17 protein-coding genes are annotated in these 15,212 nt (G+C 75.7%); 3 read left to right on the top strand and 14 right to left on the bottom strand.

Annotated features, from left to right (window positions below):
- Positions 1–150 precede the first annotated feature (150 nt).
- From KDL28_RS37715 to KDL28_RS37700, 4 genes are all read right to left on the bottom strand, one after another.
- Entirely contained in the window at positions 151–390 is a 240-nt protein-coding gene (locus KDL28_RS37715; RefSeq protein ID WP_252446283.1) for a hypothetical protein, read from the bottom strand.
- 67 nt (positions 391–457) lie between these two features.
- Complete coding sequence (locus KDL28_RS37710) at positions 458–832, bottom strand: WhiB family transcriptional regulator (protein ID WP_308216124.1); 375 nt, start codon at positions 830–832, stop codon at positions 458–460.
- 99 nt (positions 833–931) lie between these two features.
- A complete protein-coding gene (locus tag KDL28_RS37705) occupies positions 932–1,126 on the bottom strand; it encodes a hypothetical protein (RefSeq protein WP_252446282.1) in 195 nt (64 codons plus the stop codon).
- A 122-nt stretch (positions 1,127–1,248) separates the two neighbouring features.
- Complete coding sequence (locus tag KDL28_RS37700) at positions 1,249–3,300, bottom strand: ATP-dependent DNA helicase UvrD2 (protein ID WP_252446281.1); 2,052 nt, start codon at positions 3,298–3,300, stop codon at positions 1,249–1,251.
- A gap of 57 nt (positions 3,301–3,357) precedes the next feature.
- Between KDL28_RS37700 and KDL28_RS37695 the strand changes: the two genes are divergently transcribed.
- On the top strand, positions 3,358–3,612 hold the full coding sequence (locus KDL28_RS37695; protein ID WP_252446280.1) for a mycoredoxin: 255 nt from the start codon (positions 3,358–3,360) through the stop codon (positions 3,610–3,612).
- Between the two features lie 80 nt (positions 3,613–3,692).
- On the opposite strand, the gene nudC is transcribed toward KDL28_RS37695, so the two are convergent.
- The 5 genes from nudC to KDL28_RS37670 form a co-directional block, all read right to left on the bottom strand.
- A complete protein-coding gene (gene nudC, locus KDL28_RS37690) occupies positions 3,693–4,664 on the bottom strand; it encodes an NAD(+) diphosphatase (RefSeq protein WP_308216123.1) in 972 nt (323 codons plus the stop codon).
- Positions 4,661–6,049, bottom strand: a complete 1,389-nt coding sequence (locus KDL28_RS37685) for a M16 family metallopeptidase (RefSeq protein ID WP_252446279.1) — start codon at positions 6,047–6,049, stop codon at positions 4,661–4,663. The genes nudC and KDL28_RS37685 overlap by 4 nt, the downstream gene beginning before the upstream one ends.
- A complete protein-coding gene (locus tag KDL28_RS37680) occupies positions 6,046–7,401 on the bottom strand; it encodes a M16 family metallopeptidase (RefSeq protein ID WP_252446278.1) in 1,356 nt (451 codons plus the stop codon). The genes KDL28_RS37685 and KDL28_RS37680 overlap by 4 nt, the downstream gene beginning before the upstream one ends.
- A 10-nt stretch (positions 7,402–7,411) precedes the next feature.
- A complete protein-coding gene (locus tag KDL28_RS37675; protein WP_252446277.1) occupies positions 7,412–8,509 on the bottom strand; it encodes a hypothetical protein in 1,098 nt (365 codons plus the stop codon).
- 106 nt (positions 8,510–8,615) lie between these two features.
- Complete coding sequence (locus tag KDL28_RS37670) at positions 8,616–9,032, bottom strand: VOC family protein (RefSeq protein WP_252446276.1); 417 nt, start codon at positions 9,030–9,032, stop codon at positions 8,616–8,618.
- Positions 9,033–9,109: 77 nt separating this feature from the next.
- Between KDL28_RS37670 and KDL28_RS37665 the strand changes: the two genes are divergently transcribed.
- On the top strand, positions 9,110–9,703 hold the full coding sequence (locus KDL28_RS37665; protein ID WP_252446275.1) for a TetR/AcrR family transcriptional regulator: 594 nt from the start codon (positions 9,110–9,112) through the stop codon (positions 9,701–9,703).
- Positions 9,704–9,709: 6 nt separating this feature from the next.
- Here the strand turns inward: KDL28_RS37665 and KDL28_RS37660 are convergent, their stop codons facing one another.
- The gene (locus tag KDL28_RS37660) at positions 9,710–10,960 is read right to left on the bottom strand and encodes an aldehyde dehydrogenase family protein (RefSeq protein WP_252446288.1); all 1,251 of its coding nucleotides are present in this window, start codon (positions 10,958–10,960) and stop codon (positions 9,710–9,712) included.
- A 228-nt stretch (positions 10,961–11,188) separates the two neighbouring features.
- Here KDL28_RS37660 and KDL28_RS40960 point away from each other — a divergent pair, with 228 nt between their 5' ends.
- Positions 11,189–11,311, top strand: coding sequence for a hypothetical protein (locus KDL28_RS40960; protein ID WP_256503519.1), 123 nt, complete (start codon positions 11,189–11,191; stop codon positions 11,309–11,311).
- A gap of 1 nt (position 11,312) precedes the next feature.
- On the opposite strand, the gene KDL28_RS37655 is transcribed toward KDL28_RS40960, so the two are convergent.
- The 4 genes from KDL28_RS37655 to KDL28_RS37640 form a co-directional block, all read right to left on the bottom strand.
- Entirely contained in the window at positions 11,313–11,627 is a 315-nt protein-coding gene (locus KDL28_RS37655; RefSeq protein ID WP_252446274.1) for a hypothetical protein, read from the bottom strand.
- A 51-nt stretch (positions 11,628–11,678) separates the two neighbouring features.
- A complete protein-coding gene (locus tag KDL28_RS37650; RefSeq protein WP_252446273.1) occupies positions 11,679–12,842 on the bottom strand; it encodes a cobalamin-independent methionine synthase II family protein in 1,164 nt (387 codons plus the stop codon).
- Complete coding sequence (locus KDL28_RS37645) at positions 12,839–14,197, bottom strand: aldehyde dehydrogenase family protein (RefSeq protein WP_372497172.1); 1,359 nt, start codon at positions 14,195–14,197, stop codon at positions 12,839–12,841. The genes KDL28_RS37650 and KDL28_RS37645 overlap by 4 nt, the downstream gene beginning before the upstream one ends.
- A gap of 152 nt (positions 14,198–14,349) precedes the next feature.
- Entirely contained in the window at positions 14,350–15,189 is an 840-nt protein-coding gene (locus KDL28_RS37640) for an exodeoxyribonuclease III (protein ID WP_252446271.1), read from the bottom strand.
- Positions 15,190–15,212 lie beyond the last annotated feature (23 nt).

The following is a 15,212-nucleotide window of genomic DNA, read 5'->3' as shown; positions in this document are numbered from 1 at the left end:
CCGGCCGGCGCGTCCCGCCGGCACGGGCACGGTCCGGGCGGCACGCGCAGGGTGGCCGACGGCCGCCCCGGCCGGTAGCGAGTCTTCCGGGGCAGCCGTCGGGCGGCGCGTCGGAGAGCGCCGCGGTACCCGCTCGAGGGCGGTCAGGCCTCAGTCGAGCGGCGCCACGCCGGCGGCGGCACGCGCGGAAGCGGCGCGCCGGGCGGCGAAGCGGGCGAGCCGGGACCACGTCCGGCCCGCGGCCAGGGGGCGGGCCAGCGCGTAGCGCCGGGCCGCCTCCACCGCCTCTTGCTGTCGGGATCTGGCCAGTGCTTCGTGGAGCAACATCGCGGTTCCTTCGCGGTCGAGGTCGGCGGGACGAGGTGCCAGATCCGTCTGCGGCTTGGTCACGATCGATCTCCTGTCGGTCAGGGCCCGCCGGTGGCGGGCGCCCACGGTGGGGCGGGTGGTGGTTCGGTCAGGCGGACTGGGCCGCGGCGTAGGCCCGGTCGCGGGCCAGGTCTGCCTTGCTCGGCCGACCACGCGGCCGCTTCCGCGGGATCACGTTCCCGCGCTCGAAGATCTCGCCGCCCCAGACGCCCCAGGGCTCCGCGCGGCGCACGGCCCCGGCCAGGCACTCGGCCTGGATGGGACACGTACCGCACGCCGCCTTGGCGCGCTCCAGGTCGGCGGGGGCCTCGGCGAACCACAGGTCGGCGTCGCCGGACCGGCAGGGCAGGTCCAGGCCGGCGCGGGGTGCCGCGTCGAGCAAGGTCCCGACGCCGACGGTCGTGCCACCGCCGAACGACTCGCTGATCGCCCCGCCGTCCAACGGGACTGATCTGACTAGCACTTCTACCTCCTGAGAGATGGGGTCAGGCAGGACAAACAAAAAGGCCGCGGATCCCGATGTGGGTCCGCGGCCTCGGTCTTGAGGGCCAGTGGCTGTCGCCTAGGTATGACGATGCTCCACTTCGGACACACGTGTGCAGTTATCGGTGGTGCTCACGGCGATCCCCGTGCCGACGGAGACGGGCAGGCTCGTCGGTCGCTGCCGCCACGCGCGCACGCCCTGCGCGAGCGGCTTCGACATCCCCGCGAAGGACAGACGGGTGCCGTGGGACGGGATCTCGTAGAAGATCTTCATCGGTGGCACCCCCTTCAGGGTTTGGTCGTGGCGAAGGACGGGCTGTCAGGACCGTCGAGGAGCTACGTTAGGGACAGGGTGGGCGAGCGCACAACTGATTTACCGGAAGTTTCTCCCGTCAACTACCCGTCGGAGATCAGGGCGAGCACGGCCTCGCCGTACCGGTTCAGCTTGCGGGCCCCGATGCCGGGGATCCCGACCAGCGCGCCCGCGTCGGAGGGGCGCTGCTCGGCGATCGCCGTCAGCGTCGCGTCGGTGAAGATCACGAAGGCCGGCACGTTCTGCTCGCGGGCCTGCTCACTGCGCCAGCCCCGCAGCCGGTCGAGCAGCTCGACGTCCACATCGGACGGGCAGTCCGAGCAGCGGCGCAGCTTGGTGGCGTCCGCCCCGAACACGGGCGAGCCGCAGACCCGGCAGCGGGGCTTCGGGCCACCGCGGGAGGACTCGGCGCCCACCCTCGACGCCGGGTGGTGCTCGGGGATCAGCCCGTAGAGGAACCGGCTGCGCCGCCTGCGGCGCGGGCTGCCGGGCTGGCGGGCCAGCGCCCAGGACAGCTGCAGCCGGCGCCGGGCCCGGGTGATGCCGACGTAGAGCAGGCGGCGCTCCTCCTCGATCGCGGCCTCGTCGCCGTCGGCGTGCTGGATGGGCAGGGTGCCGTCGACCAGGCCGACCAGGAACACCACGTCCCACTCCAGGCCCTTGGCCGCGTGCAGCGAGGCCAGGGTCACGCCCTGCACGGCGGGCGGGTGCGCGGAGTCGGCCCGGGTCTGCAACTCGGCGGCGAACCGGGCCAGGTCGGCCTCCGGCTCGACCGCCAGCAGCTCCTCGGCCAGCTCGACCAGCGCGAGCAGCGACTCCCACTGGGCGCGCTGGGCGGCTCCGCCGGGCGGCTCCGGGGTGAGCCCCACCGGGGCCAGGATCGCCCGCACCGCGTCGACGAGCGGGGCGTCCACCTCACCCGCCGTGCGGATGAGCGTCATCGCCCTGCGCACCTCCGGTCGGGAGAAGAACCGCTCCCCGCCGCGCACCTGGTAGGGCACGCCCACCTCGGTGAGGGCCTGCTCGTACGCCTCGGACTGGGCGTTGATCCGGAACAGCACGGCGATCTCGGCGGGCGGGGTGCCGTCGGCGACGATGCGGCGGATCTGCCGGGCCACGGCGACGGCCTCGGCCGGCTCGTCGTCGTACTCGGCGAAGTCGGGTTCGGGCCCCGGCGGCTGCTGGCCGATCAGCGTGAGCCTGCTGCCGGCCGGGCGGCCGCGGGCCGCGTTGATCAGCTTGTTGGCCGCGCCGACCACCTGCGGGGTGGAGCGGTAGTCGCGCTGCAGCCGCACGATGGTCGCCTCCGGGAACCGGCGGCTGAACTCCAGCAGGTGGCGGGGGGTGGCGCCGGCGAAGGTGTAGATCGTCTGGTTGGCGTCGCCGACGACGGTGAGGTCGTCGCGGTCGCCGAGCCAGGCGTCGAGCAGCCGCTGCTGCAGGGGCGTGACGTCCTGGTACTCGTCGACGACGAAGCAGCGGTAGCGGTCACGGAACTCCTCGGCCACCGCGCCGTGCTCCTCCAGCGCCGCGGCCGTGTGCAGCAGGAGGTCGTCGAAGTCGAGCAGCTCGGCGCCGTTCTTCAGAGCCTCGTAGCCGGCGTAGACGGCGGCGACCTGCTCGGCGGAGCCGGGGGTGTCGCGGCGGCGGGCGGCGACCTCGGCCGGGTAGCGCTCCGGGGTGACCAGGCTCGACTTGGCCCACTCGATCTCACTGGCGAAGTCGCGCAGGGAGGCCGCGTCGGTGCCGGCCTTCACCCGCGCCGCGGCCTGCCCGACCACCCGCAGCTTCCCCTCCAGCAGCTGCCAGCGCTCGCCGCCGACGACCCGCGGCCAGAAGTAGCGCAGCTGGCGCAGTGCGGCGGCGTGGAACGTGCGGGCCTGCACCCCGCTCACCCCCAGCAGCCGCAGCCGGGTGCGCATCTCCCCCGCCGCCCGCGCGGTGAAGGTGACCGCGAGGACCTGCCCGGGAGCGACGTGCCCGGTGGCCACCAGGCGGGCGATCCGGCGGGTGATGGTGCGGGTCTTGCCCGTGCCGGCCCCGGCGAGCACGCACAGCGGCCCGCGAGGAGCGGTCACCGCGGCCAGCTGCTCCTCGTCGAGACCGGACTCGGGGGATTCCGTGTCGGGGCGCACGGGGCCATCCTGACACCGTCCGGGAAGACCCGGCGCCGCGGCGCGGTTGAACGGGACATGTCTTCGCCCACCCCCCAAGTGACGATGTACTCGACGACCTGGTGCGGCTACTGCCGCCGGCTGAAGCTCCAGATGGAGCAGGCCGGGATCTCCTACCAGGAGGTCGACATCGAGCGCGACCCCGCGGCCGCGAAGTTCGTCGAGGGTGTCAACGGCGGCAACCAGACCGTCCCGGTGGTCCGCTTCCCGGACGACTCGACCGCCACCAACCCGACGCTGGCCGAGGTCCGCGCCCGGCTCGACGCCGCCTGATCACCCAGGCGACCGCGCACACCTGACGGGCACGGTGCACAGGTCCCGACGTGTGCACCGTGACCACGGGGTGTGCCCGGTCAGTCGAGCGCGGCCCAGGCGTCGAGCATGCTGCGGGCGATGCTGACCCGGCCGGGCAGCAGCAGGGGCTGGGCGTCGCCGGGGCGCCCGGCCCAGTCGCCGACGTCCAGGGCGGTGCGCAGCTCCGCGCGGGTGACCCAGCGCGCCTCGGCGATCTCGCCGTCGGCGGGCACCAGCGGCTGGTCCGGGTCGGCCAGCGCGTGGAAGCCGACCATCAGCGAGCGCGGGAACGGCCAGGCCTGGCTGCCGAGGTAGCGCACGTCGCGGACGGCGACGCCGACCTCCTCCTGGATCTCGCGCTGCACGCAGGCCTCCAGCGACTCGCCCGCCTCGACGAACCCGGCCAGCACGGAGAACCGCCCCGGCGGCCACGTGGGCTGGCGGGCCAGCAGGACCCGGTCGCCGCCGTCGTGCACGAGGCAGATCACGGCGGGGTCGGTGCGCGGGTACTCCTCGTGCCCGGCTGCCTCGCAGACGCGGTGCCAGCCCGCGTTGCCGACGCGCGTCGGGGAGCCGTCGCGCGCGCAGAACCGCGACTGCTCGTGCCAGGTGAGCACGGCCACCGCGGTGGTGAGCAGCCCGGCGCCGAGCGGGTCGAGCGCCGCGCCGACCATGCGCAGGTCCTGCCAGTCGGCCGGGTCGTCGTCCGCGGCGGGGTCGGCCGCGCCGCGCACCGCCCAGTAGGCCACGCCGTCGGCCTCGCCCAGCAGCACGGCCCCCTCCGGCGGGCTGTCGCCCTCGGTGGGCCTGGTCGTCAGGGTGGCGGTGTCGCCGTCCCGGACGACCGGCGTGCGGCCCCTCTCGTCGACGACGACCAGCCGCGCCGACGACCAGCCGGCCAGCTGGCGGGTCGAGTCGGTGCGCATCGGCTCGTCGCGCAGCACCGCCGAGCGGGACAGCACGGGCGAGTCGAGCAGCACGAACCCCGAGGCGGGCGGTTGCGCGAGCGGGGCCTCGCCGAGCTCGGTCACGGCCCGGTCACCCCGCCGAGCGCCCGCACCCCCGGCCCGATCACGTCGACATCGCCCACGACGACCCCGGTGAACCGGCTCGGCGCGAAGAACTCCAGCGCGGCCGCCGCGACCTGCTCGGCGGTCACCGCCTGCAGCCGCCCCGGCGAGCCGCGCAGCCACTCCACGTCCAGGCCCTCCGCGGCCAGCGCGGACAGCGTGGAGGCCAGCCCGCCCTGGGTGTCCAGCGAGATCAGCAGCGACCCGACGGCGTACGCGCGGGCGGCGTCGATCTCGGCGGCGGTCGGCGGCACCGCGGTCATCCGGCCCAGCTCGTAGCGGGTCTCCAGCAGCGCCGCGGCGGTGACGTCGCTGGCGACGTCGGTCTCCACGCCGAGCACCGCGCCGCCGGGCACGAACTCCGGTCCGGAGTGCGCGCCGTAGGTGTAGCCCTTGTCCTCGCGGATGTTCTCCATCCAGCGCGAGGAGAAGTACCCGCCGAAGACCAGGTTGGCCAGCTGCAGGGCGGCGTAGCGGGGGTCGTGGCGGGGCAGCGCCGGGGCGGTGAGGCGCAGCTGCGACTGCACCGAGCCGGGCCGGTGCACGAGCAGCAGGTCGCCGGGGGCCAGTGCGGGCGGCGCGGACAGCCGGTGCGCCTCGGTGCCGGAGGCCCAACCGCCGAGCGCCTCCTCGACCCGGGCGATGGCCGCGTCCGGGTCGATGTCGCCGACCAGGGTGAGGATGGCCCCGCGCGGCACGAGCGCGGCGGCCTGCAGGGCCCGCACCTGCTCGGCGGTGACCGCGGAGACGTCCTCGGCCCGCGGCATCTCGCGGGTGATCGGGTGGTCGCCGAAGCGCTTGCGCTGCAGTGCCTCCCGGGCGATCGAGCGGGGCTGCGCGCGGGCCACGGCGATCCGGTCCACCAGCCGCTCGCGCTCGCGGGCGACCTCGGTGTCGGGGTGGGACGCCGCGCCCAGCACGTCGCCGAGCACGGCCAGCAGCTCGGGCAGCCCCGAGGCCAGCCCGGAGCCGCCGACGACCAGCCGCTCGGGGTCGACCGAGACGCCCAGGTCGGCGCCGACGGCGGCCAGCTCGTCGTCGATGGTCACCCGGTCGCGCGAGGCGGTGCCGGTGAGCAGGGTCGACGACAGGAGCTCGGCGACGGCCGGGTGGCCGGGCGTCGCGTCGGGCGCCGGGTCCGGGTCGGCGAAGGGCACCCGCAGCCGCAGCTCCACCATCGGCACGCTCGGCCGGTGCACGGCCAGCACCCGCAGGCCGGACCCGAGCACGCGGTCGACGACGTCGGGCAGCGGGACGGAGCGGGTGTCGCCGAGGTCGGGCAGCGGGCGCGGGCCCAGCGGGGTGCGGCCGATCTCCTCGGCGGTGCGGTGGGTCGTGATGGTCATGCCTGCTCCCCCGCGGCCTGCGCCGGGTCGACGGTCTCGGTGGTCGGTTCGGCGGGGTCCCACTGCTGCGCCGAGGGTTCGACGAGCAGCACGCCGCGCCCGGCGCCGCGCAGCGCGGCCGCGGCCCGGCGGACCTGGTCGGGGGTGAGGGCGGCGAGCCGGGCGGGCAGCTCGTCGCTGATCTCGGCCCGGCCGTAGAGCAGCTCGCGCGCGCCCAGCCCGAGCATCCGGTACATGACCCGGTCGTTCTCCTGGTGCAGCGCCGCCGACCAGCGGGCGACCTGGCGGGCCAGCTCCTCGGTGGACGGGCCGGAGGCCGCCAGCTTGTCCAGCTCCTCGTCGACGGCGCGCAGGACGCGGTCGGGGTCGACGCCGGCGGGGTGCATCGCGGTGATCGTGAAGGTGTCGGGGTCGCGCGCGTCCAGCGGGCCCAGCAGGCCCGCGCCGGCCGAGACGTCGGTGACGAGGCTGTCGGCGTGCACGAGGCGGCGCTGCAGTCGGGCCGCCTCGCCCTCGCCCAGCACCGAGGCCAGCAGGGCGTGGGCGAGGTAGCCGTCGAGGTCGGCGCCCGGGTCGGGCAGCCGGTAGCCGACCGCCAGCGCGGGCAGCGGGGCCTGCGCGTCGGGGACGGCCTCGCGGCGCTCGGTGCCCGGCACCGGCTCGGCGAACGAGGGCCGCTGCGGCGTCGGCCGCGCGGGGATGTCGCCGAAGTGCTTCTCGACCAGCGCCAGGGTGCGCTCGACGTCGACGTACCCGGCCACGGTGAGCTGGGCGTTGCCCGGCGCGTAGTACGTGTCGAAGAACGCCGCGGCGTCCTCGACGGTGGCCTGCTCCAGCTCGGTGAAGTCGCCGTAGCCGTTGTGCGCGTTCGGGAACGTGTCGTAGAGGACCGGCGGCAGCAGGATCCACGGGAACCCGCCGTAGGGCCGGTTCAGCACGTTGAGCCGGATCTCCTCCTTGACCACGTCGACCTGGTTGCGCAGGTTCTCCTCGGTGAGCCGGGGGGCGCGCAGCCGGTCGGCCTCCAGGAACAGCGCGCGCTCCAGCGCGGCGGCCGGCAGGACCTGGAAGTAGTCGGTGTAGTCCTGGTGGGTGGAGCCGTTGAAGCTCCCGCCCGAGCCCTGGACCAGCCGGAAGTGGGCCAGCTTCTCCAGGCTCTCGGAGCCCTGGAACATCAGGTGCTCGAACAGGTGCGCGAAGCCGGTGCGCCCCTGCGGCTCGGACCGGAACCCGACGTCGACGTGCACCGCCACGCCGACGACCGGCGTCGACGGATCGGGCACGACCAGCACGCGCAGTCCGTTGGCCAGGGTCACCCGGTGGATCTCCCGGGCAGGGGTTTCGACAGGCACGCCGCCGAATCTAGACGGAGGCGGCGCCCTTCGGCGCGGTGGGCGCGCCCGCCGCGGCGTCGGGCAGCAGCAGCGCCGCCAGCGCCCATCCGACCAGCCCGGCGACCAGCGGGATGCCCGTCCAGAACTCGGCCACCAGCGGCAGCCGCCCCACCGTGGCCGAGGCGACCCCCAGGTAGACCGCCCAGGTGAGCACCGGGGCGAGGAAGCCGAACAGCCAGAACGCGGCGCGCCGCGCGCCGCTCGGGCGCAGCACCGCGGCCAGCACGTCGACCAGCGCGCCCGCGACCACCGTCGCGATCATGATCTCGTTCGCCTCGAAGCCGGTGAGCACCGCGGAGATCACCGCGCAGACGGCGAACAGCACGGTGGCGGTGCCGCGCGGCAGCGCCCAGCGCCGGGCCACCAGCAGCAGCGGGGCGACCAGCACCATGGTCGTGATCACGATGCTGGCCGCCAGCCGGCCTGCCTGGCCGTCGTCGGCATCGGAGAGCGCGCCGACGACGGAGGACGAGTCGCGCAGGAAGGCGTTGCCGTAGGTGAGGAACAGCAGCACCAGGCTGGCCGCGAAGGCCAGGGTGAGCACCCCGGGGAGCACCGCACCCAGGGACGGGCGCGTGCCCGCGGGGTGGCGGGCCCAGGCCGAGCGCAGCGGGCTGGTCAGGATGACGATCATCGACACCACCAGGCCGAGGTGGCTCGGGCTGAAGAAGATGTCGGTGGTGGTCTCGATGCCGATGACCTCGTGCCAGACGAGGTCGACGCCGCCGGACACGGCGAACACCGGCAGCGCGACGACCGTGGCCCCGTAGCCCAGCGGCACCGCCGACAGCCCGCGCCTGCCCTCCCGCACGTGGCCCCACACCAGCCACAGGACCCACAGCCCGACGGCCGCGAACCCGCTGTAGAACACCGCGTGCCACGGCGTGAAGAACGTCTCCAGGCCGGGGAGGTTGGCGTGGGCGTAGGCGTCGACGAAGAGCCCCAGGGTGAACCAGACACCGAGCGCGGTGGTGATCGCGTCGGCGCGGGCGGACGGTACGGGCCGATCCTCACCCGAGCTGCGGAACAGGTCCCATGTCGCGGGGCGGTCGGCGGTGGTCACCATGCGCTCATGGTCCTCCCGCCCGGACCGGCGCGGTACCAGGTATCCCCCCAGGTCCGGTCGGTGGTAGCCGCACCCCCGTTCGGCCCTCGGGGGTGCGGGCGACGGGCTAGTCGTCCCGGAAGGCGGCGGCGTACTCGGCCGCGGGCTCGATCGGCGTGATCACGTCGACCAGTGCGCCGCCGGGGTCGGCGACGATGAAGTGCCGCTGCCCGAACGGCTCGCTGCGCAGCTCGAGCTCGGGGTGCAGGCCGCCGCGCACGACCAGCCGCTCCCACTCGGCGTCGACGTCGGCGACCTCGACGTTGAGCAGCACGCCCTGCACCGGGCGCCGGTAGCCGGCCGGCACGGTCGGGTGCGTGGGGTCGAGCAGCGCCAGCTCGACGTCCGGCGGCCCGGGCCGGCGCAGGCTGACGTACCAGTCGGTCTCGAAGGTCGTCTCGAAGCCGAAGTACCGGGCGTAGAACTCGTGCGTCTCGCGCAGCCGGGGCGTGCCGAGCACGGGGTAGAAGCCGGTCAGGTGCACCGCGTCCTCCTGGTTTCGCGTACCATCGGTATGCGAAGGACGGTATTGGCGTACCGTCGGTATGTCAAGGAGGGGCGATGGCGGACGGCGTGCGGGCGCAGCAACGCGAGCGCACCCGCAGTGAGCTGCAGCGGGTGGGTCGGCGGCTGTTCAGCGAGCAGGGCTACGCCGCGGTCGGGCTGGCCGAGGTCGTGCGCACCGCGGGAGTGACCAAGGGGGCCCTCTACCACCACTTCCCCGGCGGCAAGACCGACCTGTTCCGGGCCGTGCTGGCCGACGTCCAGCAGGAGGTGGCCGACGCCGTCGCCGCCGCGGCCGACGGCGAGCCCGACCCGTGGGCGCGGCTGACGACCGGCTGCCGGGCGTTCCTCACCGCCAGCACCGAGCCCGCTGCGCGGCGCGTCATGCTCGTCGACGGCCCGGCCGTGCTCGGCTGGAGCGAGTGGCGGGCCATGGACGAGACCGGCGCGGGCCGGCACCTGGGCGAGGCGCTGGCCGAGCTGGTCGACGCGGGCGTGCTCGCCCCGCAGCCGGTCGCCCCACTGGCGCACCTGCTGTCCGGGGCGATGAACGAGGCCGCGCTGTGGGTCGCCGGCACCGACGACCCGCAGGACCTGGCCGACGCGCTGGCCGCGCTGACCCGGCTGCTCGACGCGCTGCGCGTCGGCTGACCCCGCCTACCCGCGGTCGGCCGGCAGCACCACGAACTGGCGCAGCGACAGGTCGGGGTAGGTCACCGGGCCGCGCGGGCCCGGGGTGTGGTCGACGTTGATGCCGGTCTCGGGCAGGCCGAGCAGCTTGTAGCCGTCCAGCAGCCGGGTGGTGGCGTTCCAGAACACCCCCGTGCCCGTGTAGGCGTCGATGAAGGCGGTCGCGGCGTCCTCGTCGGCCGCGCACACCGTGGCGGCCAGGCCGGAGGTCTCCCGCGCCGCGGTCCGCGCCGCGTCGACCGGGCCGTCCACGGCCGCGACCGTCACGTGCGCCTCGGCCCCCGAGTCGAGGGCCCACTCGTGGCCGAGGGCGTGCTCGTGCGGCGGCAGGCTCGGGGTGATCGAGCGGGCCGACAGCGCCCGCTCGGCCACCGGCCAGAGCCGGTCGTAGCCGGGGCGGTCGATCAGCAGCAGGTTCAGCCGGTTGCACACGCCCAGCCGGTCGGTGCCCTCGGTGACCAGCCGCTCGACGAGCGCCGGGTCGGCGCTGGCGTCGAGGTAGAGCACGCCGCCGCCGTCGGCGTGGGCGAGCACGCGGGTGCCGGCGGCCGCGCCGAGCGCGGACAGCTTGCGGGTGACCTCCCCGCTGCCCCGCACGACCACCAGCGGCACCAGGTCGGGCAGGCCGACGAGGGCCTCGGCGCCCGCGTGGCCCGGCGTCGGCACCAGCTGGACCGCCGCGGCCGGCACCCCGGCCCCCTCCAGCGCCGGTCCGAGCACCCGCTCGACCAGCGCGCGGGCCGAGCCGAGCGCGGCGGAACCGGTGCGCAGCACGGCGGCGCTGCGCGCCTTGAGCACCTGGGAGGCCACGTCCACGGTGACGTTCGGGCGGGCCTCGAACACCGCGCCGATCACCCCGACCGGCACCCGCCGCTCGAACACCCGCTCGCCGGTGGGCAGCGCGCGCACGAAGCGCTGGACCTCCGGCTCCGGGGTGTCGGCCAGCACCTCCAGCTGGTGGGCGATGTCGGCGAGGCGCTCGGGGGTCAGCCGGAGCCGGTCGAGCAGGCCGGACGCCATCCCGGCGGCCTCGGCCGCGGTGACGTCGGCCGCGTTGACCTCCAGCAGCTCCGAGGAGCGCTCGCGTAGCAGACCCGCCGCGGCGCGCAGGGCGGCGTCGATCGCCGGGCCGCCCGCCGCCCGCACCGCGGGCGCGGCGGCGGCCGCCCGCTGGGCGGCCTCGCGGACGGCGACGGCGTCCGACGAGGTGGCGTCGATGCTGGTGGGGGCGGCGGTGCTGGTGCTCACCCGGCCAGGTTGCCACGCCCGGGGCGGCCGGCGCGCGCGGGTTCGGCGCGGACGGCCCCCGTCACGCTGCGCCGTCTCCACCGCGGCCAGCGCGCCGTCGGGGCTGCGGATCACCGCGGCGCCCGGCGCGGTCAGCACGCCGTCGGCGGCCGCCTTCGTCCTGCCCAGCTCGCCCCCGGCGCGGAAGTCGTCCACAAGGTGACGTTCGTCGTGGACGCGGGCGCCCGGGGGTCGAAGACGATCCCGTTCGCGACGAACTCGGCGGTGCTGGACCCGGACCGCCTGGACAACGTGGTTCTCAGCACGGTCACCGTGCGATGAGCTAGGGCCGCGCGGGGAGGGCGTCGGGCACCGGCCCGGCGCCCTTCCGGATGCCGCGGGCCGCCCAGGTGGCCACCGCGAGGACCAGGACCGAACCCCACACGACCAGGGCCAGCCCGAACGAGCCGGGGGCGCTGGGGTCCGCTGCGGCCGGGGCCGCGGCCACGGGCTCCACGGTGGCCTCGGCCGGCAGCGCCGCGGTCTGGACCGCGACCGGGTCGGGCAGCAGGACCGCGTTGGCGGCCAGGTAGGACGCCATGGCGATGGCTACCAGCGCGACGACGGTGAGCACGGCGGGCAGGGCGCGACGACGCATCACGACTCCAGAGCAGGTGGGGAACGTGCTCCACGGGTGCCCGCTGGGCCGTCACCCAGTCGGGATGTCGCCCACGTCACCCGATCGAACGTCGCCTCGGCGGCGCAGCCGGGCCGTGGCCAGGGCGGCGCCCTCGACGAGCGACCCCAGCTTGGCCCAGGCCACCCGGCCGTCCAGGGTCGATCCGCCCGCGGCGAAGGTGGCCATCCCGCAGTCGGTGCCGGCGATCACCCGGTCGGCGCCGACCACGCGGGCGTAGCGCTCGATGCGGTCGGCGACCAGCTCCGGGTGCTCGACGAAGTGCGTGCTGCTGTCCACCACGCCCGGCTGGATCCGCCGGTCGTCGGGCAGCTCGACCTCGGTGAACACGGCCCACTCGTGGCCGTGGCGGGGGTTGGCGCCCTCGAACGACAGCGTGCCCGCCCGGGCGCCGAGCACGATGTCGAGCACGTCGCGCAGCGGGACGTCGCGGGTGTGCGGGGCCTCCGAGTTGCCCCAGCACAGGTGCAGCCGCACCCGCTCCGGCGGGATGTCGCGCAACGCGTGGTTGAGCACCTCGACGTTCTGCGCGGCGAGCCGGCGGAACGCGGACAGGCCCTCGGCGCCGGGCGGGAAGAACGTCCGCTGGACGGCGAGATCGGGGCAGTCGAGCTGGAGCAGCAGGCCGGCGGCGTGGATCGCGTCGTACTCGGTCTTCATCGCCTCGGCCACCGCCAGCAGGTACGACTCGCGGTCGGGGTGGTGCGTGGTGGCGTGGAACAGGTCGACGACACCCGGCGAGGCGGCGGTCAGGAAGCCCTCGCGGCCGGGGTGCTCGACGAGCGCGTCGCACAGGTTCGCGATGTCGGCCTCGACCGGACCGGTGCCGCGGTAGCGGACCTCGCCGCTGCACACCGTCTCCGCCGCGGCCCGGTGCCAGGTGCGGATGGCGAACTCGGGGAAGTCGTCGAGGGCGTTGTCGCGCCGACCGGGCGGGGGCCGCCCGGGCGCGAAGCCGGTGAGCCGGTCGCGCACGTAGGTCACGTAGCTGGACTTGCCCGTCTCGCCGTCGTTGACCACGTCCAGGCCCAGCTCGACCTGCCGGGCCACGCACTCGGCCACGGCCCGGCGGACGAGCTCCGGGTCGGGCTCCGGACCGCCCGCCTCGCGCTTCGCCAACGCCTCCAGGACGTCGTCGGAGCGGGGCAGGCTGCCGACGTGCGTCGTGCGGATCATCCCGGGGACCCGATGTGCACGACCTTGGTGGTCGTCATCTCGTCGAGCAGCTCGGGGCCGTAGCCGTAGCCCTGGCCGCTGCCCCGGCGCGGCTGCGCCGCCCCGCCCGGCGCGCCGCCGAACACGTTGTTGATCTTCACGGTGCCCACCGGCAGCTCCCGCCACGCCCGCTGGGCGCGCGTCATGTCCGCCGTGAGCACCACGGCGGACAGGCCGTAGGCGTCGTCGGCGGCCTCGCGCAGCGCGATGTCGAAATCGGGCAGCACCCGCACCGGGGCGACCGGACCGAACGTCTCCTCGCGCAGCACCGCCGTCCCGGGCTCGACGCCCGCGAGCACCGTCGGCGGGTAGAACGCGCCGGGCCCGTCCGGCACCTCGCCGCCGGCCAGCGCGTGCGCACCGGCCGACAGCGCGTCGGCGACGTGGCCGTGCACGTGCTCGCGGTGGCGCTGGTCGACCAGCGGGCCGATGCGCTCGCCCCACTCCTTGGCCTCCCCGGCCAGCGCGGCCAGGAACGGATCGGCCAGCGCGGCGTGCACGTAGATCCGCTCGACGGACACGCAGATCTGCCCGGCGTTGGCGAACGAGCCCAGCGCGGCCTGCGCCGCGGCCCACTGCGGGTCGACGCCCTCGTCGACGACGAGCGCGTCGTTGCCGCCGTTCTCCAGCAGGACCTTCGCGCCGGTACCGGCGGCGGCCCGGGCGATCGAGCGGCCGGTGGCCGTGCTGCCGACGTGCGCGACGACGTCGACCGGCGCCGCCGCCAGCCGCGCGCCGACCTCCCCGTCGCCGTCGACGACCTCCAGGACGCCCGCCGGCAGGTGCGCGGCGAGGATCTCGGCGAACCGGCGCCCGGTGCGCGGGCAGCGCTCGCTCGGCTTGTGCACGACGGTGTTTCCGGTGGCCAGCGCGGCCCCGATCAGGCCTGCGGCCACCGCGACCGGGTCGTTCCACGGGGTCAGCACGGCCACCACGCCGCGCGGCTCGGGGACCATGAGGTCGGTGGCGTCCGGGCCGCCGTGCAGCGCCCGGCCGCGGTGCACCGGGCCCAGCTCGGCGTACTGGACGAGGGTGCCGGCCCCGGCGTCCACGCCGCCGCGGGCGTCGTCGCGGAGCTTGCCGGTCTCCCGCTCGTTCAGCCCGGCCAGCTCGTCGGCGGCCTCCCGCACGGCCGCGGCGGCCGCGTGCAGGGCCGCGGCGCGCTCGGCTGCGGGTGTGCGGGCCCACGCCCGCGCCGCGCCGCGGGCGTTCCGCACGGCTTCGTCGCACCGCTGCGCCGAGGCGATCGGGACCCGGGACGCCACCTCACCGGTGCGGGGGTCGAGGACGGTCAACTCACGGTTCTCGGCAGACACCACGCTCGGCTGGTACCCGGGTCCGGGGGGGGGGGGGGGGGGGCTCTGTAGGTGAGATCAACCACCCCCCCCCCACGCCCCCGGCGGGGGTGGTGGTCCGGGGGGTCGGGGGTGCCCCCCGCGCCCCCCCCCCCCCCCCCCCCCCACGACCCTCACCGGACGGGGTTGGAGGCCGGCGGGACGATCGGGCCGATCTCCCCGTCCGGCGCCGTGTCCAGGTCGACGATCACCGGGGCGTGGTCGCTGGGGCCCTTGCCCTTGCGCGCCTTGCGGTCGACCCAGGCCGCGGCCACCCGGCCCGCCGGGTCGTCGCCGGCCAGCACCAGGTCGATGCGCATGCCCTTGTCCTGGTGGAACCGGCCCTTCTGGTAGTCCCAGTAGGTGTAGAGGTGCGGGTCGGGCCAGCGGTCGCGGAAGACGTCGTGCAGGCCGATGCCGAGCAGGCCGGCCAGCGCCTCGCGCTCCGGCGGCGTCACGTGGGTGGACTCGGTGAACAGCGCGGGATCCCACACGTCGGCGTCGGTGGGGGCGATGTTCATGTCGCCGGCGACGACCGCGGTGGCGGGCTTGGTCACCGACTCGCGCAGCGCGGCCAGCCACTCCAGCTTGTAGGCGTAGTGCGGGTCGGCCGGGGCCCGGCCGTTGGGCACGTACACCGAGGTCACGCGCAGCCCGCCGCAGGTGGCGGTGACCGCGCGGGCCTCGACCGGGGAGTCGGCGTCCGGGAAGCGCGGCGCGCCGGGCAGTTCGCGCTCGACGTCGTCGAGGCCGACCCGCGACAGCAGCGCCACCCCGTTCCACCGGCCTTCACCGACGTGCGCGACCTGGTAGCCGCGCTCGGCCAACGGTCCGTCGAACGCCTCGGCGAAGGCCTCGTCGGAGAGCTTGGTCTCCTGCAGGCAGACCACGTCCGGGCTGCGCTCGTCGAGCCACGGCAGCAGTCGGGGCAGCCTCGAGAGGGCGGAGTTCACGTTCCACGTAGCCAGACGCACCCGTCGGAGGCTACCGTCATGGG

The sequence above is a fragment of the Pseudonocardia humida genome, from assembly GCF_023898865.1.
Lineage (GTDB): Bacteria > Actinomycetota > Actinomycetes > Mycobacteriales > Pseudonocardiaceae > Pseudonocardia > Pseudonocardia humida.
Note: the sequence above shows the minus strand (reverse complement) of the source record. Positions and strands in the feature narration are given on the sequence as shown.

Coding starts and splice junctions, on each gene's coding strand:
- KDL28_RS37705 (WP_252446282.1), bottom strand. CDS start 1,126: ATGAAGATCTTCTACGAGATCCCGTCCCACGGCACCCGTCTGTCCTTC.
- KDL28_RS37650 (WP_252446273.1), bottom strand. CDS start 12,842: ATGATCCGCACGACGCACGTCGGCAGCCTGCCCCGCTCCGACGACGTC.
- KDL28_RS37685 (WP_252446279.1), bottom strand. CDS start 6,049: ATGACCATCACGACCCACCGCACCGCCGAGGAGATCGGCCGCACCCCG.
- KDL28_RS37665 (WP_252446275.1), top strand. CDS start 9,110: ATGGCGGACGGCGTGCGGGCGCAGCAACGCGAGCGCACCCGCAGTGAG.
- KDL28_RS37695 (WP_252446280.1), top strand. CDS start 3,358: ATGTCTTCGCCCACCCCCCAAGTGACGATGTACTCGACGACCTGGTGC.
- KDL28_RS37675 (WP_252446277.1), bottom strand. CDS start 8,509: ATGGTGACCACCGCCGACCGCCCCGCGACATGGGACCTGTTCCGCAGC.
- KDL28_RS37655 (WP_252446274.1), bottom strand. CDS start 11,627: ATGCGTCGTCGCGCCCTGCCCGCCGTGCTCACCGTCGTCGCGCTGGTA.